We start from the raw sequence: 17,914 nt of genomic DNA, 5'->3' as shown, positions 1-17,914 counted from the left end.
CATATACCGTGTGTGCGCTCGGCTTTTTCAGCCGCAACGCCTTGTCCCGCCCTTGCTCGCGAGATCGTAAACAGGTTCTAAGACACCCTGGAGTTGCGCATGAAACCGGCCGATAGCCTGGACGGCTTGTCCGAACACCTGTCCGTCCGCGGCCTCAGCCGCCGTTTTGGCGGCTTTACCGCTTTGGACGGCGTATCGCTGTCCATCCGCAAAGGCGAATTCGTCTGCCTGCTGGGCCCGTCCGGCTGCGGCAAGACCACCTTGCTGCGGCTGATCGCTGGGCTGGAACGGCCGGACGCCGGCAGCGTCCATTTGCTGGAGCGCGACATCACCGACGAGCCGCCGGCGCGCCGCGACTACGGCATCGTGTTCCAGAGCTACGCGCTGTTCCCCAATCTCAGCGTCGCCGACAATATCGCCTACGGCCTCAAGCCGCGCGGCGGCGGCGCGCGCCACGCCCGCCGCGTGCGCGAACTCTTGGACCTGGCGGGCCTGCCCGGCGCCGAGGACAAATACCCGGCCCAGTTGTCCGGCGGCCAGCAGCAGCGCGTGGCGCTGGCGCGGGCGCTGGCCACCTCGCCCGGCCTGCTGCTGCTGGACGAACCGCTGTCCGCGCTGGACGCGCGGGTGCGCGACAAGCTGCGCGATGAGCTCAAGGGCCTGCAAAAACGGCTGGGCGTCACCACGCTGATGGTGACCCATGATCAGGCCGAGGCGCTGGCCATCGCCGACCGGGTGGTGGTGATGAACGCCGGCCACATCGAGCAGATCGGCACGCCGGCCGAAATCTACCGCCGGCCGGCCAGCCGCTTTGTCGCCGAATTCGTCGGCGCCGCCAACTGGCTGCCGGCGCGGCGGCGGGACGCCCACGGCGCCGCCGTCGGCAACTGCCTGCTGCGGCTGGACGCGCCCTTGCCGCAGGCCGAGGCGCTGACCTTGTTCCTGCGGCCGGAAGACATCATCGTCAAGGCGCGCTGGGACGGCGCGCCCAACACCTTGCTGGCGAGGGTGGCCGACATCAGCTTCGGCGGCGCGATGACCCGGCTGCGCCTGCAGCCGGAAGGCATGCCCGGCCAGCTGCTGCACGCTGAAATCTGCCCGTCCATGCTGCAACGCCAGCCGCTGACGCCGGGCGAGGTGGTGCCGGTGGAGTTGCCGGCCGCGCTGCTGCGCGCCTATGCCGGAGAGGGCGCATGCTGAGCCGCGCCTTGCCAGGCCGGCGCGCGGCGCCGGCCGACGGCGAGCGCCGCGTCGCCGCCGCGCTGGTATGGACGCTGACGGCCTTGCTGGCCTTGGCGCTGGGCCTGCCGCTGCTGTTCATCTTCGGCAAATCGGTATTGGACATGGACGGGGGCTTCGTCGGCCTGGCCAACTTCGTCCAGGTGCTGGACAGCCCGGGCCTGATGCGCGCCGCCCGCCACAGCTTGTGGCTGGCGCTGACCGTCACCGCCCTGGTGCTGCCGCTGGCCTTCGCCTTTGCCTGGGGCTTGAGCCGCAGCCGCGTCTGGGGCCGCGGCGTGTTTCGTCAGATCGCCTTGTCGCCACTGTTGGCGCCGTCCTTGATGCCTGCCATCTCGCTGGTGTATTTGTTCGGCAACCAGGGCCTGCTCAAATCCTGGCTGTCCGGCGGCAGCGTCTACGGCTTTTGGGGCATGGTTTTGGGCGAAGCCTTCTATACCTTTCCGCATGCGCTGCTGATCCTGCTGACCGCGCTGTCGGCGTCGGACGCGCGTTTGTACGAGGCCGGCCGCGCGCTGGGCGCCGGCGCCTTGCGTCGCTTTCTCACCATCACCCTGCCGGGCGCGCGCTACGGTCTGGTCTCGGCGGGCCTGGTGGTGTTCACCCTGGTGATCACCGACTTCGGCGTGCCCAAGATCGTGGGCGGGGACTACAACGTGCTGGCGGTGGAAGCCTTCAAGCAGGTGGTGGGGCAGCAGAACTTCCCGCGCGGCGCGGTGGTGGGCCTGATGCTGCTGTTGCCGGCGGTGTTTTCCTTCTTCATCGAGCGGCGGATGGCGCGTCGCCAGCAGGCGGCGCTCGGCGCGCGCGCGGTGCCGTTTTCGCCGGGGCCGTCGCCGGGCCGCGACCTGGCCGCCTGGCTGTTGCTGGCGGCGATCTCGCTGCCGCTGCTGGCCTTGCTGGGCGTCGGCGTCGCCGCCTCCTTCATCAAATACTGGCCTTACGACTTGAGCCTGACGTTGGCGCATTATCAGTTCGACAGCGTGGACGGCGGCGGCTGGAGCGCCTATTTCAACAGCCTGAAGCTGGCCTGCCTCACCGCCGGCGCGGGCAGCCTGCTGGTGTTCGCCGGCGCTTACGCCTGCGAGAAGCTGCCGGCCGCGCCGCTGGGCCGCGCGCTGCTGCGCTTCTTCGCCATGCTGCCGATGGCGGTGCCCGGCCTGGTGCTGGGCCTGGGCTATGTGTTCTTCTTCAACCATCCGGACAATCCGCTGCATGCGCTTTACGGCGGCATGACGCTGATGGCCGCCTGCACCATCGCCCACTTCTACACCACCGGCCACCTGACCATGAGCACCGCGCTCAAGCAGCTGGACGGGGAGTTCGAAGCGGTGGCCGCCTCGCTCAAAGTGCCGTTCTGGGTGACGCTGCGGCGGGTGAGCTTGCCGGTGTGCCTGCCGGCGCTGTTGGATGTGATGCGCTATCTCTTCGTGTCCGCGATGACCACGCTGTCGGCGTTGATCTTCATCGCCAGTCCGGACAACAGCCTGGCCGCGGTGGCCATCGTCACCATGGACGACGCCGGCGACACCGCGGCGGCGGCGGCGATGGCCACGCTGATCGCCTTGAGTTCGGCCGCGGTTTCGCTGCTGTTGCTGGGGCTGGAACGGCTCTTGTGCCGACGCGGCCAGGGCTGGCGCGGCCGCGCTTGACTGCGGTTTGCTTTGGCGTGACGATGTCATGTCTTGGCCCGCCGGAGTGAGGAGACGCGCATGGGATGTCCGCAAGTGTGCATGGGCGCGATGCTGCAATGCAGCTTCGGCGTCGCCCCCAGCAGCCTGGTGGTGTTGCCCGCCAACCGGGTGATGGCCGGCGGCGTGCCGGCCGCCAACATCATGGACAACGTGCCCATGCTCAACGTCATGCCCTTCGGCATGTGCCAAAGCCCGGCCAACCCGATGGTGGCGGCCGCCACCGCCGCCGCCATGGGCGTGCTGACGCCCATGCCCTGCATCCCGGTCACCGCCGCGCCGTGGACGCCGGGCGCGCCCACGGTGCTGATAGGCAATATGCCGGCGCTGGACAGCAACAGCATGCTGATGTGCAACTGGGGCGGGGTGATCAAGATCAACGCGCCCGGCCAGTTCACGGTGATGATTCCCTGAGAGCCGGTTCAAGGCTGCCGCGCTTCGCGGACACCCTCAATGCTCCCGCGCGCTATGACAGCTGACGCTTGTGCCTCCGTCTATAGGTCAGGCGGCCGACGGGCGGCGGCTTGATGAAAATCAAACGTTCAATTTAATTGGCATAATAATTTATTGGCTTCTTGCCGATCGGCATGAATCAACCTTCTCAAGCAAGGAGCCGTCATGAGCTTTTTCCATCGTCTCGCCGTCGCCGCACTCACCCTGGCCGCCGCTTCCGCCTTCGCCGTCACCATCACTCCGCCCGGTCCCGGCGGCGCGCCTATGCCGTTTTCCGCGGTGGGGCCGGCCAAGGTGGGCAAGTTCGGCATCGATCTGGACTGCAAGGCGGTGTTCAGCGGCACCGTGGACGGCTACGGCAATGTGGCCATCACCAGCGCCTCGTTCAGCGGCGGCGCGCTGTGCAAGGTGATCAAGCCCTCCGCCTCGCTCGCCTCGCCGTGGACCGGCCATGTGGACACCGCCACCCAGCTGACCTTGGACAATGTGGCGGTGAACGTGAAATCGCCGATCGCCGGCGGCCTGTGCGGGCCCACCAAGATAGTCGGCAGCGTTGCCGACAACGGCAGCGAAACCGTGATCGGCCTGGACGCGGCCCAGCTGTCCGGCGGTTGCTCCATCAGCGCGACGTTGAGCACCACGCCCTATATGCGGGTCACGCCTTAGAACCTGCTTACGATCTGCTGCGCGTCGGCGATACGGCGTTAAAAACATGCTCAAAATGCTCATGTACCACGAGTACATTCCGCTTTTTCGCATGTTTTCGCCTTGTCTCGCTCTTGCTCGCGAGATCGTGAACAGGCTCTTAGAATCTGTTCATAGTCTGCTGCGCGTCGGCGATACGTCGTTGAAAATGGTTTTGAAATGCTCATGTACCACCTGTACATTCCGCTTTCTCACTCGTTTCCGTCTTGTCTTGCCCTTGCTCGCGAGATCGTAAACAGATTCTTAAAGTCTGCCGCAGGAACCCCTGACGCGCCGTACGGCGGCGTCAGGGGTTTTGTTTATGGGGGTGGGAGCCGGTGGCTTTCCATTTACCGGGCCGGCGTCTGGAGAAAGTGTTCGACGATGCGTTCGGTTTCGCCGGATTGCTTCATCGCCTGCAAGGCGGCCGTCAGTCTGCCGGCCAGCGAGGCCGGGTCCAGCCGCAGCGGGTAGTTGTCCGGGTTTAAGGGCTGGTCGGCGCGGTAATCCGGATTGGGCTGCGCGCGGTAAAAGCGGGAGTGTTTGGAAAAGCCCATATGCATGGCTTGCCAGGGCTCCAGCGACGGGTGCAGCGTCAGCCCGGCCGGCCGCAGCCGCTCCCAGTAGAAGCGCAGCGTCAGTTCGTCGTAGATGTAGAAATCCGCCTTGCCGGCGCTGATCAGGCGAAAGGCGCGCTCCACATCCATTTCCGGCACTTGCAGCACCTTGATGCGCGCTTGCCACGGCAGGGGAATCAGGTCCGGGTTGCCCAGGCTGCGCAGCTCCACGCCATTGTCCAGATCGGCGTAGCCGCGTACCGCGGGGTGGCTGGCGCGGGTAATGACGACATGGCGCTCGCGCAGGCCGTTGGGCAGGAACAGGGCGATGGGCTCGCGCTCCGCGTTGTAGGTGTAGCCGGGATAGAAGTCCACCTCGCCCTGCGCCAGCGCTTGCAGCACGCGCTTCTTTGGCAGGCGCACCACTTTCAGCGTGCAGCCGATTTTTTGGCAGGCGCGGCTGTACAGGGTTTTATAGATGCCTTCGTCGTTGTCGTCGTCGATATAGGGACGCCGTTCATTGGTGCGGTAGCCCATCACCAGTTCCGGATCTTGCGCCAGGGCCAGGCGGGCCTGGGCCGCGATGACGGCGATGATGATGCAAAGCGCGAGACGCATGCCGGCCCCTCCTGTATTCCGTCTTCAGCTTATGTCATTCTTCCCGCCGGCGCGCGGCGGCGGCAAATACATGATAGAAATAGATAGGTTTCCGCAAAATTCATCGCTTTTTCAAATGCATGTCCGCTTGCACAATGCCAAGCACGGCCATGTGGCTGGAAACCGGCCTTGGAGACACGGCGATGAGCACTAGACGACAATTCCTGGGCGCAAGCCTGTTGACGGCGGGCGGCATGATGGCCGCCCGCGCTTGGAGCGCGGAGCCGAACGCGGCCGGCTACCGTATGCCGGACGAGGGCGAGGGTCACGCCGCCACCTGGATGGCCTTCGGTCCCAGCCTGGAGGTGTGGGGCACGAGTTTGCTGCCGGTGGTGCGGCGGGATCTGGCGCGAGTGGCCCAGGCCATCGCCGCCCACGAGCCGGTGCGCATGCTGACGCGCGCCGAGGACATGGCGCTGGCGGCCAAGCTGTGCGGCCCCAAGGTGGAACTGGTGGAGCAGCCGCTGGACGATCTGTGGATACGCGACAGCGGCCCGATCTTCGTCAAGGGCAAGGGCGGGGCGGCGGCGGTGGATTTCAACTTCAACGGCTGGGGCGGTAAGCAGGCGCACCGTAGGGACGCCAAGGTGGCGGCCGCGGTGGCGGCCAAGAGCGGCGCGCCGGTCGTGCGGACCTCGCTGGTGCTGGAGGGCGGCGGCATCGAGGTGGACGGCGAGGGCACCGCCATCATCACCGAAAGCTGCGTGCTCAATCCCAATCGCAACCCGGGCCTGAGCAAGGCGCAGTGCGAGCGCGAACTGCGCCGGCTGCTGGGCGTGGACAAGGTGATCTGGCTGCCCGGCATCGCCGGCCGCGACATCACCGACGGCCATACCGATTTTTACGCCCGTTTCGCCCGCCCCGGCGTGGTGGTGGCCGGCCTGGAGACGGACCCGCAGTCTTACGATTACCAGGTGACGCGCCGTCATCTGAGCCTGCTGCGCCAGGCGCGGGACGCGCGCGGCCGCAAGTTGGAGGTGGTGGTCTTGCCGGGGCCGGAGCGGGTGAGGCCGGAGTACGAGGGCCACGAGATGGCGGCCGGCTATATCAATTTCTACGTCTGCAACGGGGCGGTGATCGCGCCGGAGTTCGGCGACGCCAAGGCGGACCGCAACGCGGGCGCGGCCTTGCGCGAGCTCTTCCCGCAACGCGAGGTGGTGCAGCTGAACATCGACGGCATCGCTGCAGGCGGCGGGGGCATTCATTGCGCGACCCAGCAGCAACCGGCTTGAGCATGCGTTCACAGCCCGCTGCGCGTCCGCGCCGGCCGGAAATCAGGAGGACATATTCGGATGGAGAGAGGCGATAACAGCGGCGGGCCGCAGGCGGCCGAGCGGGAAGACCCGGCGACGGGCGCGCTTGGCCGCCTGCCCTCGCTGCGGCTGCTGACCGGCTTCGAAGCCGCCGCGCGCCTGGGCAGCGTTTCCCGCGCCGCCGAGGCGCTGCATCTGTCGCAGTCCGCGGTCAGTCACCAGATTCAACAGCTGGAGGCCTTTGTCGGCCAGCCTTTGTTCCAGCGAGTGGGCCGCGGCATCGAACTGACCTTTGCCGGCGAAATGCTGCAACAAAGCGTGCGGCGCGCGCTGGACACGCTGCGGCGCGGGCTGGACCGCATCGCGGTCTACACGGACCCGGGCCTGGTGGTGCTGGTGGGGCCGGCTTTTTTACTGCACGGCTGGCTGCAGGGACGCTTGGACCGGCTGCGCGCCGCCCATCCCGACATCGTGCCCTTGTTGTCCATAGACGAGGAGCCGGGCCAGGCCGATGAGATCGACGTGGACATCGTCATCGGCCGGCAGCCGATGGCGACGGCCGGCTGGGAGGACGCGGCCTGGCTGCGCGAGGACTGGCGTTTCGTCGCCGCGCCGGCCTTGGCGGAACAGCTGGCGGCGTTGCCGGCCGAGCGCCATCCGCAGCTGGCGCGTTTGATCTGCCTGGAAAAGACGCGCATGCCGGAGGAGGCGGAGGCCGCGGTGCGGGCCTTGTCGCCGCGTTTCGGCGTCGCCGCCGTTTACGACGCGCCGCAGCTGGCGCTGGACGCGGCCCTGCGCGGCCACGGCATCGCCTGTCTGCCGTCGCCGGCCTTGGAGGAGGCGCTGGCCGAAGGCAGGCTGCGCGAGCTGGCCGGCTACCCGCGCCGGCCCGGCGCGCAATGGTGGTTGTCTCGGCCGCGCGACGCGCTGCGCAGCGAGGCGATGGCGAATCTGTTTGATTGGCTGCGGGCAGAGGGCGGCGGCGAGTCGGCGCCACTTTAGAACCTGTTCACAGTCTGCCGCTATTCGTGAAACGCGGCGCGGCGAGCGCGGCTTCGAAATGCTCATGCGCCGCGAGCACATTCCGCTTTCTCCGCCGCAACGCCTGGCCTCGCCCTCGCTCGCGAGGCTTTGAACAGGCGCTTAGTCCGCCAGCTGCGCCCGTCGCGGCAGGTCCGGCCCGCGCCGCGCGCAGGTGAGGGCGGCGGCGTGCGTTGCGAAGCGGACCAGATCCTCGGTTTCCGCCCGGCTCAGCGCCGCCAGCCCGTCCGGGCTCAGCCGGCCCAGCTCGGCCAGCCGGCACAGCAGCGCGGCCTGGAAGCTGTCGCCGGCGCCCACGGTGTCCACCACCTGGACGGCGGCGGCCGGCTGTTCCCATTCGCCGTGACGGCGGCTGAACACGCGCACGCCTTGTTCGCCGCGGGTCAGCAGCAGCAACTGGCATGGCGGGGCGAGCCAGCCGCGGGCGCAGGCTTCGATCTCCTGTCCCGGATACAGCAGGGCCAGATCCTCGGCGCTGACCTTGATCAGATGGGCGTGGCGGCGATGGATGTCCAGGCATTGCCGCCAGCGCGCCCGTTCCGGCTCCACGTTCAGCCGCAGATTGGGATCCAGCGAGATCAGCCGCCGGCCGCTTTCGCGGGCCGCCAGCGCTTGCAGCGCCTCGCCGCCGGGGCGGCCCACCAAGGCGTAGGAGCCGAAGTGGACGGCGGCGATCTCGTCGTCCAGCGTCGGCAGCTCCTCCGGGCGCAGGCTGGCTTCCGGCGCGCGCTCGCCGTAGAAGCCGTATTGCGGCTGGCCGCCTGCGTCCACGCTCACCATCGCCAAGGTGGTGGGCAGATCGCGTGGCAGCAGATAGCGTCCGTCCACCCCCTCCCGCTCCAACAGCCGCCGCAGCTGCGCGCCCAGATAATCGTTGGACAAGGGCGTCAGCAAGGCCGCGCGCCGGCCCAGCCGCGCCAGGCCCACGGCCACATTGAACGGCGAGCCGCCGGGCACGGCGCGGTAGTTCAGCTGCGGCCATTCCGCCGCGCCGGGTTCCAGGAAAAAATCGTACAGGGCTTCGCCGCAGCACAGAATCATGGGGAGGTCTCCGCAAATGAGGGGGGCCGCGCCTGGTAGAGGGCGCGAAAGTGACGCAGGCGAGCTTGCAAGGCCTGATGCCGGGCGGCGTCCGGCGCGCAGCGCGCCCGCAGCGGCGGTTTGGCGCAGACGGCGCCGAGGTCGCCGCCGTCCGCCAGCCAGCCCAGGCGGGCCGCGCCCAGCGCGGCGCCGGCTTCGCCGCCCTGATGGGTGAGGATTTCGGCGTCCAGCGCGTCGGCCAGCAACTGCGCCCAGAACGGGCTGCGCGCGCCGCCGCCCACCAGGGACAAGGCTCGCGGCGCGGCGCCGGCGGCGCGCAGCGCGTCCAGCCCGTCCGCCATGCCGAAGGCGACGCCCTCCAGCACCGCGTAGCCGAGCGCGGCGCGGCCGTGCGCCTGGCTCAGGCCCCAGAAGGCGCCGGGGGCGAAGGGGTCGTTGTGCGGAGTGCGCTCGCCGGACAAATAGGGCAGGAACACCGGCGCGGCGGCTTGCTCCGCCGGGCTCAGCCGCTCGACTTCCGTCAGCAGCGTCGCCTCGTCCACGCCGGCCAGCCGGCAGAACCAGCGCAGGCAGCTGGCGGCGGACAGCATCACGCTCATCAGGCTCCAGCGCCGGGGCAGCGCATGGCAGAAGGCGTGCAGCGCCTGCGCCGGATTGGGGCGGAAACGGTCGTCGACGACGAAGATCACCCCGGAGGTGCCCAGGGACAGGAAGCCGTCGCCGGGGGCGATCGCGCCGATGCCGACGGCGCTGGCCGCGCCGTCCCCGGCGCCGCCGGCGATCAGCGGCGGCTGAGCGATGCCCCAGGCGGCGGCCGCGGCCGGGCTCAGCCGTCCGGCCGGCGCCAGCCCCTCCACCAGCCGCGGCATCTGGCGGCGCGACAGTCCGCCGGCGTCCAGCAGCTCCTCGGACCAGTCGCGGCGGCCCACGTCCAGCCACAAGGTGCCGGAGGCATCCGAGGTGTCGGTGATCTTGTCGCCGCACAGGCGCAGGCGCAGATAGTCCTTGGGCAGCAGCACGGTGGCGACGGCGCGGAAGCTCTCCGGCTCATGCCGCGCCAGCCAGCGCAATTTGGGCGCGGTGAAGCCGGGCATGGCCAGGTTGCCGGCGACGGCGTGGAGCCGCGGCGCGGCGGCGGTCAGTTCGGCGCATTCGGCCACGCTGCGCAAATCGTTCCACAAGATGGCCGGCCGCAACACGCGGTCCCTGCTGTCCAGCAGCACCGCGCCGTGCATCTGGCCGGACAGGCCGACGGCGCGGGTGGCGGCCAGCGCGGCCGGCGCCTGCTCGCGCAGCTTGGCGACCGCCGCGCAGGCGGCGCGCCACCAGTCTTCCGGGTCTTGCTCGGCCCAGCCCGGCCGCGGCCGCGACACGTCCAGCGCCGCGCCGGCGCTGGCGAGCGGGCGGTTGTCGCCGTCCAGCAGCACGGCCTTGATTTCCGAAGTGCCCAGATCGATGCCCAGATACATGGTTTTGTCCTTGGAGGGAGTGGCGGACGGCCGGATGGCGGCTCTCTCGCGCAGTCTATCCCCGTCCGCGGCCGTCCAGCCAGCTGTCCACCCGCGCCAATGCGGCGCGCAAGGGCGCGATCAGCGCCGGGCTGCCGGCCAAGGGGCCCCAGAGCTCCGGGTCCGCGCAGTAGGCGGCCACCGGGTCGGCGGCCGCCAGCATGCGATGGCAGGCGGCGATGTCCATGCTGCCGTCCCGGTAGGCGTAGCCCAGCCGGCCGGCGCGCCAGCGTTGCAAAAAGCGCAGGAACAGCGCCGGCAGCATGGCGCAGGCGTCCGGCCGGCGGCCGGCGGCGATGGATTCCCGCAGCGTGGGCGCGATGAAGCCGGGCAGCTTGGCGTAGCCGTCCGCCGCCACGCGCTGATTGCTGTCGCCCAGCGCCGGATTGCCGAAGCGCTCCAGCACGCTGTCGCGGTAGCCGGCTAGGTCCAGCGGGCTGGGGCTGAGGCAGGGGATCACGTCCTGGCTGACGTAGTCGTGAGCCAGTTGCCGGATGTCCGGGTCCGCCGCGCCCTGGTGGATGAAGTCCAGGCCCAGCAGGCTGCCGGCCCAGGCGATGCCGCTGTGGCTGGCGTTGAGGATGCGGATCTTGGCTTCCTCATAGGGCTGGACATCGGCCACCAGCTGCGCGCCGACGCGCTCCAGCGCCGGGCGGCCGGCGGCGAAGCGGTCCTCTATCACCCACTGGATGAAGGATTCGGCGGTGATCGCGCAGGGGTCGCGCCAGCCGGTGGCGGCGGCCACCCGCTCCGCCAGCTCCGGCGGCGGCCGCGGGGTGATGCGGTCCACCATGGCGTTGGGGCAGCTGCTGTGGCGGCGCGTCCACGCCAGCAGCTCGGTTTCCTGGCGCAGGGTCAGAAACTGTTCCAGGCCCTGGCGGAAGCGCTCGCCGTTGTGGCGCAGATTGTCGCAGTTAAGCAAGGTGAGCGCGCCGCCGCCGCGCGCCGCGCGCGCGCGCAAAATCGCGGCGACGGCGCCGTACAGGGTGTTGAGCCCGCCGTGCAAATCGTCCGCCAGCTCCGGATTGGCGGTGTCCAGCGCCTGCTCCTGGTTCAGGTAGTAGCCGGCTTCGGTGACGGTGAAGGAGATCACCCGGGTGGCCGGATGCGCGCCTTCGCCTATCAGCGCGCTCAGTTGGCGGTCCCAGGGCAGCACCGCGTCGATGGCGCGGATGCGCCGGTAGCGGCGCTCGCCGGCCGGGCTGACGGTTTCCAGCGTGTACTGGCCTTGCTGCGCCGCCAACTGCTCCAGCAGCGGGTTCAGGTCGGCGCGGATATTGCCGACGGCCAGCCGCCAGGGCTCGGCGTCGGCGCCGGCCAGTTGGTCCAGATAGACGGCCTGGTGGGCGCGGTGGAAGGCGCCGGCGCCGATGTGCAGCCAGCGCGGCGGGGTGGGGGCAAGTGTCATCGCGGGTTCCATGGCGGGGTTTAGCGCGGCAGGCGCGGCAGGGCCTGGCCGTCCTCGCGGAACAGGTGGCAGTGTCGCGGCAGGGCGCTGAAGCCGGTTTCGCCGCCGGCGGCGAAGTCCTGCGCGTCCGAGATCCGGCTGATCAGCGGCTCGTCGGCGTCCGGCGCCTCGGCGTACAGATAGGCGCAGTCGCCCAGGCTTTCCACCGCGGCCACGCGGGCGCGCAGCGCCGCTGGCCCGGGGGCCGGTTGCAGGTGTTCCGGGCGGACGCCGACGGCGACGGCGTCGCCGGGCTTCAGGTCTTGCGCCGTCACCGCCGCCAGCAGCTCGCCGCCGCCGTCCAGACGCACGGCCACGCCTGCCGGCTGGATGCTCAACACGCGGCCCGGCAGAAAATTCATCCGCGGCGAGCCGATGAAGCCGGCGACGAAACGGTTGGCCGGATGGTGGTAGAGCGCGCGCGGCGCGCCCACTTGTTCGACGCGGCCGGCCGACAGCACCACGATCTTGTCCGCCAGCGTCATCGCCTCCACCTGATCGTGGGTCACGTAGATCATGGTGGTTTTCAGTTGCTGGTGCAGGCGGGCGAACTCCAGCCGCATTTTGACCCGCAGCGCCGCGTCCAGATTGGACAGCGGCTCGTCGAACAAGAACACCTTGGGCTGGCGGGTGATGGCGCGGCCTATGGCCACCCGTTGGCGCTGGCCGCCGGACAGGGCCTTGGGTTTGCGCTCCAGCAGGTGGTCGATGTGCAGGATGGCGGCGGCGCGGCGCACCGCGGCGTCGATCTCGGCGCGGCTCTTGCCGGCCAGTTTGAGGCCGAAGGCCATATTGTCGTACAAGCTCATATGCGGGTAGAGCGCGTAGGACTGGAACACCATGGCGATGCCGCGCTTGGCCGCCGGCACCTCGTTCATGCGTTCGCCGCCTATCTCCAGCTCGCCGTCGCTGATCTCCTCCAGGCCGGCGATCATGCGCAGCAGCGTGGACTTGCCGCAGCCGGACGGGCCGACGAAGACGACGAATTCGCCGTCGTCGATGTGCAGTTGAATGTCGGACATCACTTCCGGACCGTCGCCGTAGCGTTTGCCGACATGGCGCAATTGGACGCTTGCCATGCGTTTTCTCCTTTCAGTATTTCAGAACGGACGGGCTTGCAGCCGGCGCACCAGCTCCGGCAGCCGCCGCATATCGTCGAAGACCAGGCCGGCCCCGGCGGCCAGCAGCCGCTCCGCGTGGCCGGCGGCGATGTGGCCGGCGCCGGCGAAGCCCAGCACGCGCAGGCCGGCGGCGCGGGCGGCGGTGACGCCGGTGACGCTGTCCTCCAGCGCCAGGCAGGCATCCGGCGCGGCGCGCAGCGAGCGGCAGGCCGCCAGGTAGACATCCGGCGCCGGCTTGGCCGCGCCCACCTCGTCGGCGCAATGCACGCGGCCCTGGAACAAGGGCCACAGCCCGGTGCGGCGCAACGCCGCGCGCACCCGCGCCCCGGCGCTGTTGCTGGCCACCGCCTTGGGCAAGGGGATGGCGCGCAAGGCGGCGGCCACGCCGGGCACGGCCCGCAGCCGCGCCGCCACCTCGGCGTCCACCGCCCGGCGGATGCGCGCGATCTCGTCCGGCGTCAGCGGCAAGGGGTGTTGGCGGGCGATGTCGGCCAACAGCGCTTCCAGCGTCATGCCCAGCCGCGGCTGGATCACCGCGGCCGCGTCCACGCCGGACGGCAGGCGCACCGCCAGCTGCGTTTGCAGCGCGCGCTGGGCGGCGGCCTCGCTGTCCAGCAGCACCCCGTCGCAATCGCAGACCAGATGGGAGACGGCGGCGCTCATTTGACCGCCCCGAAAGTGAGGCCGCGCACCAGCTGCTTTTGCGTCAGCCAGCCCAGCGCCAGGATGGGCGCCACCGCCAGCAGCGAGGCGGCGGACAGCTTGGCCCAGAACAGGCCCTCCGGGCTGGAGTAGGAGGCGATGAACACCGTCAGCGGCGCGGCGTGGGCGCTGGACAGATTGATGCTCCAGAACGCCTCGTTCCAGCTCAGAATCAGCAACAGCAAGCTGGTGGACGCCAGGCCGGGCAGGGCCATCGGCAGCAGCATATGCATGATTTCCTGCCACAGGCCGGCGCCGTCCATGCGCGCCGCCTCCAGGATTTCGCGCGGCACTTCGCAGAAATAGGTGTAGGCCATCCACACCGCGATCGGCAGATTGGCCAGCGCGTAGACCAGCGCCAGCCCGGTCACGGTATCCAGCAGGCCGCCCTGTTTCAGCAGCAGATAGACCGGCAGCAGCACGCCCACCGAAGGCAGCATCTTGGTGGACAGCATCCACAGCAGCAGCGGCTGCGCGCGCGCGCCGGGATGGAAGGCCAGGCTGTAGGCGGCCGGCACCGCCAGCAGCAGGCTGAGCGCGGTGGCGCCGAAGGACACGGCGACGGAATGGCCGGCAAAGGCCAGGTAGTCGCTGCGGGCGAACACCTCGCGGAAGCTGTCCAGCGTGGGCTGGAACCACAGGCTGAGCTGGTAGGCCTGGGCCTCGGTCTTGAAGGCGGTCAGCAGCATCCACAGGATGGGGAAGAACAGCAGCAGGGCGATCAGCCAGGCCGCGGCGGAGGTGGCGGCGTAGCGCCAGGACAGCGTCGCTTTCGCGTTCATGTTTGTCGTTCCTCCTTGAAGTTCTGCGCCAGCATGCGGATCAGGAACACCGCCACGATATTGGCCAGCACCACCGCCAGCACGCCGCCGGTGGACGCCAGGCCGACATCGAATTGCTGCAAGCCCACCGCGTAGATCAAAAAGGACAGCGTGGTGGTAGAGGTGCCGGGGCCGCCGCCGGTGGTGGCGTAGATCTCCGCGAACACCGATAGCAAAAAGATGGTTTCAATCATCACCACCACGCCGATGGGCCGCCTCAGATGCGGCAGGACGATGTGGAAGAACATGGCCAGCGGGCCGGCGCCGTCGATCTGGGCGGCTTCCTTCTGCTCCGGGTCCAGCGACTGGATGGCGGTGAGCAGGATCAGGAAGGCGAAGGGCAGCCATTGCCAGCTGACGATCAGGATGAGAGAGAACATCGGGTACTGGCCCAGCCAGTCCACCGGCGGCAGGCCGAGCGCTTGCGCGGCGGCGGCGAACAGGCCGTAGACCGGGTGCAGCAGCATGTTCTTCCAGATCAGCGCGCCCACGGTGGGCATCACGAAGAAGGGCGCGATGGCCAGCAGCCGGGCCGGGCCGCGGCCGAAGCAGGGCTGGTCGAACAGCACCGCCATCAGCACGCCGCCGACGACGGAGATCAGCAGCACCGCGCCGGTCAGCAGCAAGGTGTTGGCGATGGAGGGGACAAAGGCCGGATCGCTCCACAGGAAGCGGTAATTGTCCAGGCCGGCGAAGCCGGATTCGTCCGGGCTCAGCAGGCTGTAGCGGTTGACCGAGAAATACAGGGTCATCGCCAGAGGCACCAGCGACCACAGCAACAGGCTGAGCACCGCCGGGGCCAGCAGCCAGCGCTGTACGCCGCCGCGGCGCGGCCTGGGCGGCGGGGCCGCGCCGGCGTCGGCGCGCAAAGTGTGAGCGGGAGAGGGCATGGGTTTTCCTCCGGACCGCCGCGACGGCGGTCGTGGGTGGATGGGAGCGGCGAAGCGCTGGGGGCAGACTCCGTAGGTTCTTACGGCTTCTGATAACCGCCTTGCCGCACCGCCCGGTCCGCCGCCGCCTGGCCGGCTTTCAGCGCCGCGTCCACGCTGCTTTGACCGGCCAGCGCGCCGGAAACGGCCTGGCCCACCACGGTGCCGAAGGACTGGAACTCCGGGATGCCGACATACTGGATGCCGGTATAGGGCACTTTTTTCAGCGCCGGCTCATTGGGATTGGCCTGCTGGATCGCCGCCAGCACGAATTTGGCGAAGGGCGCGGCCTTCTGGTATTCCGGCTGCTGGTAAGTGGACAGGCGGGTGCCGGGCGGCACCGAGGTCCAGCCCTGATCCTTGGCCACCAGCCGGATGTAGTCCTTGGAGGTGGCCCATTGCGCGAACTGCTTGGCCGCCGCCTGCTGGCGCGAGGACTTGGGCACCGCCAGCGCCCAGGACCACAGCCAGCTGGAGCCCTTGGGCGTCACCCCCGTCGGCGCTTGGGCGAAGCCCACCTTGTCCGCCACCTGGGATTCCTTGGGGTTGAACAACAGTCCGGCGGCCACGGTGGCGTCTATCCAGATGCCGCATTTGCCGCTGGCGAACAGGGTCAGGTTCTCGTTGAAGCCGTTGGTGCTGGCGCCGGGCGGGCCGTAGCGGCGCATCAGGTCCACGTAGAAGTTCAGCGACTGCTTCCACTCCGGGCTGTCTATCGTCGGCCGCCATTGCTCGTCGAACCAGCGGCCGCCGTTGGTGTGGATCAGGGTGGACAGATAGGCCATGTTCTCGCCCCAGCCGGCCTTGCCGCGCAGGCAGATGCCGTACACCCCGCCTTTTTCCTTCAGCGTTTTGGCGAAGCCGGCGATCTGCTGGTAAGTGGGCCGCTCCGGCATGTTCAGCCCCAGTTTGGCGAACAAGTCCTTGCGGTAATAGGTCATCGAGCTTTCCACGTAGAAGGGCAGCGCGTACAGCTGGCCCTTGTAGGACAGCGCGTCGCGCGCGGTCTTGACCACATCGGCCAGCTCATAGCCGGGCGCCAGTTGATCCATGGGCTGCAACCAGCCTTTTTGGGCCCAGATCGGCGCTTCGTAGGTGCCTATCGTCATCAGATCGAATTTGCCGCTCTTGGTGGCGATGTCGGTGGTGACGCGCTGGCGCAGCATGTTTTCCTCCAGCACCACCCAGTTGAGCTTGATGCCGGGGTTTTGCGCCTCGAAGGCCGGGGACAGCTTTTTCAGCGTGATCATGTCCGGGTTGTTCAGCGTGGCGATGGTGAGGGTGGCGGCGTGGGCGGAGCCGGCCAGCAGCAGGGTGGCGGCCAGCGGGAAGCGGCAGGGTCTGGTCATGGCGTTTCTCCTTGCTTGAAGCGTTGCGGACAAAGCTGGTGCGGCCGGCTTGCCGGGCGCGATGCGGCGGCGGCTCGGACCCGCTCGGGGCGGTGTCTGCGGTTCTGGATCGGGTCTTGAGGCGTGAATCAGGGCGGTTTGCCGGCGTGGCGGCTCAGCTCATCCAGTTGCCGCCGTCCACGTTCAGCGTCTGGGCGGTGATGTAGTCCGCGTCGGCGGAGGCGAGAAACACCGCCGCGCCGCATAAATCCTCCGGCCTGCCCATGCGGCCCAGCGGCACCGCCGCGCCCACCCGCCGTTTTTTCTCGCCGGGGCCAAGGCTCTCGTAAAGGGCGAACTGCGCGTCCACCTGATCCCACATCGGCGTGTCCACCACGCCGGGCGCGATGGCGTTGACGTTGATGCCGTGCGGCGCCAGCGCCAGGGCGGCGGACTGGGTGTAGCTGATCACCGCCGCCTTGCTGGCGCAGTAATGGGCCACCAGCGCCTCGCCGCGGCGGCCGGCCTGGGACGACAGATTGATGATCTTGCCGCCCTCGCCCTGGGCCGCCATTTGCCGCGCCGCCGCCTGCATCAGGAAGAACATGCCCTTGACGTTGACGGCGAACAGCCGCTCATAGCTGTCCCAGCTGGCTTCCAGCAGCGGGGCCAGGTCGAACAGCGCCGCGTTGTTGTAGAGGATGTCCACGCGGCCGAAGCGCTCGATCGCGGCGCGGACGATGTGTTCGATATCGTCGCGCTTGCCGATGTCGGCGGCCAGCAAGGCCGTGTTGTCCGCGTCCGCCCCGCCGGCCAGCGCCAGCAGTTCCGGGCTCAGCCGCAGGTCCACCAGCAGGCAGCGCGCGCCTTCGGCCAGATAGCGGCGCGCCACCGCCAGCCCGATGCCGCCGGCCGCGCCGGTGACGATGGCCACCTTGTGTTTCAACTTCATGCTTTCTCCTCCAAAGATTGTTTTTGAGCATTTGCTCTTGTTGTGGGCAAATATTCGATAAAATGAAGAAGGCTGTCAAGCGCAGAGGGCGAAAAAGAAGTGCTGCATAGCAGCATGATTTTTAAGAAAAACTTGCCGCCCGTGACGACGGCGGGGCCGGTTCCGGCGTGGCATGGCTTGTCATTGCGGCGCTATGCCGCTTGGCGTATAAACACCTATGTGTATAAACGCCTTGTGGAGGATGTCATCATGAACACCGTTCGCTGGAATATCGCCGTGTCGCCGGAGGTGGATCAGTCCGTGCGCATGTTCATCGCCGCGCAAGGAGGCGGCCGCAAGGGCGATTTGTCGCGTTTCATCGAGGAGGCCGTGCGCGCCTACTTGCTGGAGAGCGCCGCCAAGCAGGCCAAGAGCGCCGCGGCCGGCATGAGCGAAACGGAGCTGAGCGAGCTGATAGACGAAGCGGTGCAATGGGCGCGTGAAGACTGAT

At 68.7% G+C, this 17,914-nt stretch carries 17 protein-coding genes; 7 read left to right on the top strand and 10 right to left on the bottom strand.

The features are described 5' to 3' along the window. The first annotated feature begins 99 nt into the window (after window positions 1-99). The 4 genes from AB1Z25_RS14245 to AB1Z25_RS14230 all read left to right on the top strand — a co-directional run bounded on the left by AB1Z25_RS14245 (window position 100) and on the right by AB1Z25_RS14230 (window position 4,049). On the top strand, window positions 100-1,200 hold the full coding sequence (locus AB1Z25_RS14245) for a putative 2-aminoethylphosphonate ABC transporter ATP-binding protein (RefSeq protein ID WP_486635521.1): 1,101 nt from the start codon (window positions 100-102) through the stop codon (window positions 1,198-1,200). Then, a complete protein-coding gene (locus AB1Z25_RS14240; RefSeq protein WP_486635520.1) occupies window positions 1,194-2,891 on the top strand; it encodes a putative 2-aminoethylphosphonate ABC transporter permease subunit in 1,698 nt (565 codons plus the stop codon). Before AB1Z25_RS14245 ends, AB1Z25_RS14240 begins: the two co-directional genes overlap by 7 nt. Before the next feature lie 60 nt (window positions 2,892-2,951). Beyond that, on the top strand, window positions 2,952-3,344 hold the full coding sequence (locus AB1Z25_RS14235; protein ID WP_081545670.1) for a DUF4280 domain-containing protein: 393 nt from the start codon (window positions 2,952-2,954) through the stop codon (window positions 3,342-3,344). A gap of 204 nt (window positions 3,345-3,548) precedes the next feature. Continuing rightward, window positions 3,549-4,049, top strand: a complete 501-nt coding sequence (locus tag AB1Z25_RS14230) for a hypothetical protein (RefSeq protein ID WP_486635519.1) — start codon at window positions 3,549-3,551, stop codon at window positions 4,047-4,049. Window positions 4,050-4,417: 368 nt separating this feature from the next. Here the strand turns inward: AB1Z25_RS14230 and AB1Z25_RS14225 are convergent, their stop codons facing one another. Continuing rightward, entirely contained in the window at window positions 4,418-5,242 is an 825-nt protein-coding gene (locus AB1Z25_RS14225) for a substrate-binding periplasmic protein (protein WP_235087636.1), read from the bottom strand. A gap of 182 nt (window positions 5,243-5,424) precedes the next feature. Between AB1Z25_RS14225 and AB1Z25_RS14220 the strand changes: the two genes are divergently transcribed. Continuing rightward, window positions 5,425-6,513, top strand: a complete 1,089-nt coding sequence (locus AB1Z25_RS14220; RefSeq protein WP_107799810.1) for an agmatine deiminase family protein — start codon at window positions 5,425-5,427, stop codon at window positions 6,511-6,513. 60 nt (window positions 6,514-6,573) lie between these two features. After that, window positions 6,574-7,536, top strand: coding sequence for a LysR family transcriptional regulator (locus tag AB1Z25_RS14215; RefSeq protein WP_253314509.1), 963 nt, complete (start codon window positions 6,574-6,576; stop codon window positions 7,534-7,536). A 141-nt stretch (window positions 7,537-7,677) separates the two neighbouring features. Here the strand turns inward: AB1Z25_RS14215 and AB1Z25_RS14210 are convergent, their stop codons facing one another. From AB1Z25_RS14210 to AB1Z25_RS14170, 9 genes are all read right to left on the bottom strand, one after another. Then, window positions 7,678-8,616, bottom strand: a complete 939-nt coding sequence (locus AB1Z25_RS14210; protein WP_486635518.1) for a carbohydrate kinase family protein — start codon at window positions 8,614-8,616, stop codon at window positions 7,678-7,680. Further along, window positions 8,613-10,085 carry a xylulokinase gene (gene xylB / locus AB1Z25_RS14205; RefSeq protein ID WP_486635517.1) on the bottom strand — a complete coding sequence of 491 codons (1,473 nt, stop codon included), beginning with the start codon at window positions 10,083-10,085 and terminating at the stop codon, window positions 8,613-8,615. Before xylB ends, AB1Z25_RS14210 begins: the two co-directional genes overlap by 4 nt. A 55-nt stretch (window positions 10,086-10,140) precedes the next feature. Next, window positions 10,141-11,532: a D-arabinitol 4-dehydrogenase gene (dalD, locus tag AB1Z25_RS14200; RefSeq protein WP_486635516.1), complete on the bottom strand. Its 1,392-nt coding sequence runs from the start codon at window positions 11,530-11,532 to the stop codon at window positions 10,141-10,143. Between the two features lie 20 nt (window positions 11,533-11,552). Next, entirely contained in the window at window positions 11,553-12,650 is a 1,098-nt protein-coding gene (locus AB1Z25_RS14195; RefSeq protein ID WP_486635515.1) for an ABC transporter ATP-binding protein, read from the bottom strand. A 21-nt stretch (window positions 12,651-12,671) separates the two neighbouring features. Then, window positions 12,672-13,355: an HAD family hydrolase gene (locus AB1Z25_RS14190; RefSeq protein ID WP_486635514.1), complete on the bottom strand. Its 684-nt coding sequence runs from the start codon at window positions 13,353-13,355 to the stop codon at window positions 12,672-12,674. Next, the gene (locus AB1Z25_RS14185; RefSeq protein ID WP_486635513.1) at window positions 13,352-14,176 is read right to left on the bottom strand and encodes a carbohydrate ABC transporter permease; all 825 of its coding nucleotides are present in this window, start codon (window positions 14,174-14,176) and stop codon (window positions 13,352-13,354) included. Before AB1Z25_RS14185 ends, AB1Z25_RS14190 begins: the two co-directional genes overlap by 4 nt. Next, entirely contained in the window at window positions 14,173-15,105 is a 933-nt protein-coding gene (locus AB1Z25_RS14180) for a carbohydrate ABC transporter permease (protein WP_227104111.1), read from the bottom strand. Before AB1Z25_RS14180 ends, AB1Z25_RS14185 begins: the two co-directional genes overlap by 4 nt. An 80-nt stretch (window positions 15,106-15,185) precedes the next feature. Beyond that, entirely contained in the window at window positions 15,186-16,493 is a 1,308-nt protein-coding gene (locus tag AB1Z25_RS14175) for an ABC transporter substrate-binding protein (RefSeq protein WP_227104109.1), read from the bottom strand. Window positions 16,494-16,647: 154 nt separating this feature from the next. Next, complete coding sequence (locus AB1Z25_RS14170) at window positions 16,648-17,424, bottom strand: L-iditol 2-dehydrogenase (RefSeq protein ID WP_019102568.1); 777 nt, start codon at window positions 17,422-17,424, stop codon at window positions 16,648-16,650. Between the two features lie 249 nt (window positions 17,425-17,673). On the opposite strand from AB1Z25_RS14170, the gene AB1Z25_RS14165 reads away from it, so the two are divergent. Beyond that, complete coding sequence (locus AB1Z25_RS14165) at window positions 17,674-17,913, top strand: ribbon-helix-helix domain-containing protein (protein WP_107799802.1); 240 nt, start codon at window positions 17,674-17,676, stop codon at window positions 17,911-17,913. Window position 17,914 lies beyond the last annotated feature (1 nt).

It is taken from the genome of Chromobacterium sp. HL1 (assembly GCF_057418835.1).
This window is presented reverse-complemented; position numbering and strand designations above follow the sequence as displayed.

What these genes read in the sequence shown, in the direction of transcription:
- AB1Z25_RS14185 (WP_486635513.1), bottom strand. Translation starts at nt 14,176, where the DNA reads ATGAACGCGAAAGCGACGCTGTCCTGGCGCTACGCCGCCACCTCCGCC.
- AB1Z25_RS14230 (WP_486635519.1), top strand. Translation starts at nt 3,549, where the DNA reads ATGAGCTTTTTCCATCGTCTCGCCGTCGCCGCACTCACCCTGGCCGCC.
- AB1Z25_RS14195 (WP_486635515.1), bottom strand. Translation starts at nt 12,650, where the DNA reads ATGGCAAGCGTCCAATTGCGCCATGTCGGCAAACGCTACGGCGACGGT.
- AB1Z25_RS14165 (WP_107799802.1), top strand. Translation starts at nt 17,674, where the DNA reads ATGAACACCGTTCGCTGGAATATCGCCGTGTCGCCGGAGGTGGATCAG.
- AB1Z25_RS14215 (WP_253314509.1), top strand. Translation starts at nt 6,574, where the DNA reads ATGGAGAGAGGCGATAACAGCGGCGGGCCGCAGGCGGCCGAGCGGGAA.
- AB1Z25_RS14225 (WP_235087636.1), bottom strand. Translation starts at nt 5,242, where the DNA reads ATGCGTCTCGCGCTTTGCATCATCATCGCCGTCATCGCGGCCCAGGCC.
- AB1Z25_RS14175 (WP_227104109.1), bottom strand. Translation starts at nt 16,493, where the DNA reads ATGACCAGACCCTGCCGCTTCCCGCTGGCCGCCACCCTGCTGCTGGCC.
- dalD (WP_486635516.1), bottom strand. Translation starts at nt 11,532, where the DNA reads ATGACACTTGCCCCCACCCCGCCGCGCTGGCTGCACATCGGCGCCGGC.
- AB1Z25_RS14240 (WP_486635520.1), top strand. Translation starts at nt 1,194, where the DNA reads ATGCTGAGCCGCGCCTTGCCAGGCCGGCGCGCGGCGCCGGCCGACGGC.
- AB1Z25_RS14245 (WP_486635521.1), top strand. Translation starts at nt 100, where the DNA reads ATGAAACCGGCCGATAGCCTGGACGGCTTGTCCGAACACCTGTCCGTC.
- AB1Z25_RS14220 (WP_107799810.1), top strand. Translation starts at nt 5,425, where the DNA reads ATGAGCACTAGACGACAATTCCTGGGCGCAAGCCTGTTGACGGCGGGC.
- xylB (WP_486635517.1), bottom strand. Translation starts at nt 10,085, where the DNA reads ATGTATCTGGGCATCGATCTGGGCACTTCGGAAATCAAGGCCGTGCTG.
- AB1Z25_RS14235 (WP_081545670.1), top strand. Translation starts at nt 2,952, where the DNA reads ATGGGATGTCCGCAAGTGTGCATGGGCGCGATGCTGCAATGCAGCTTC.
- AB1Z25_RS14210 (WP_486635518.1), bottom strand. Translation starts at nt 8,616, where the DNA reads ATGATTCTGTGCTGCGGCGAAGCCCTGTACGATTTTTTCCTGGAACCC.
- AB1Z25_RS14170 (WP_019102568.1), bottom strand. Translation starts at nt 17,424, where the DNA reads ATGAAGTTGAAACACAAGGTGGCCATCGTCACCGGCGCGGCCGGCGGC.
- AB1Z25_RS14190 (WP_486635514.1), bottom strand. Translation starts at nt 13,355, where the DNA reads ATGAGCGCCGCCGTCTCCCATCTGGTCTGCGATTGCGACGGGGTGCTG.
- AB1Z25_RS14180 (WP_227104111.1), bottom strand. Translation starts at nt 15,105, where the DNA reads ATGCCCTCTCCCGCTCACACTTTGCGCGCCGACGCCGGCGCGGCCCCG.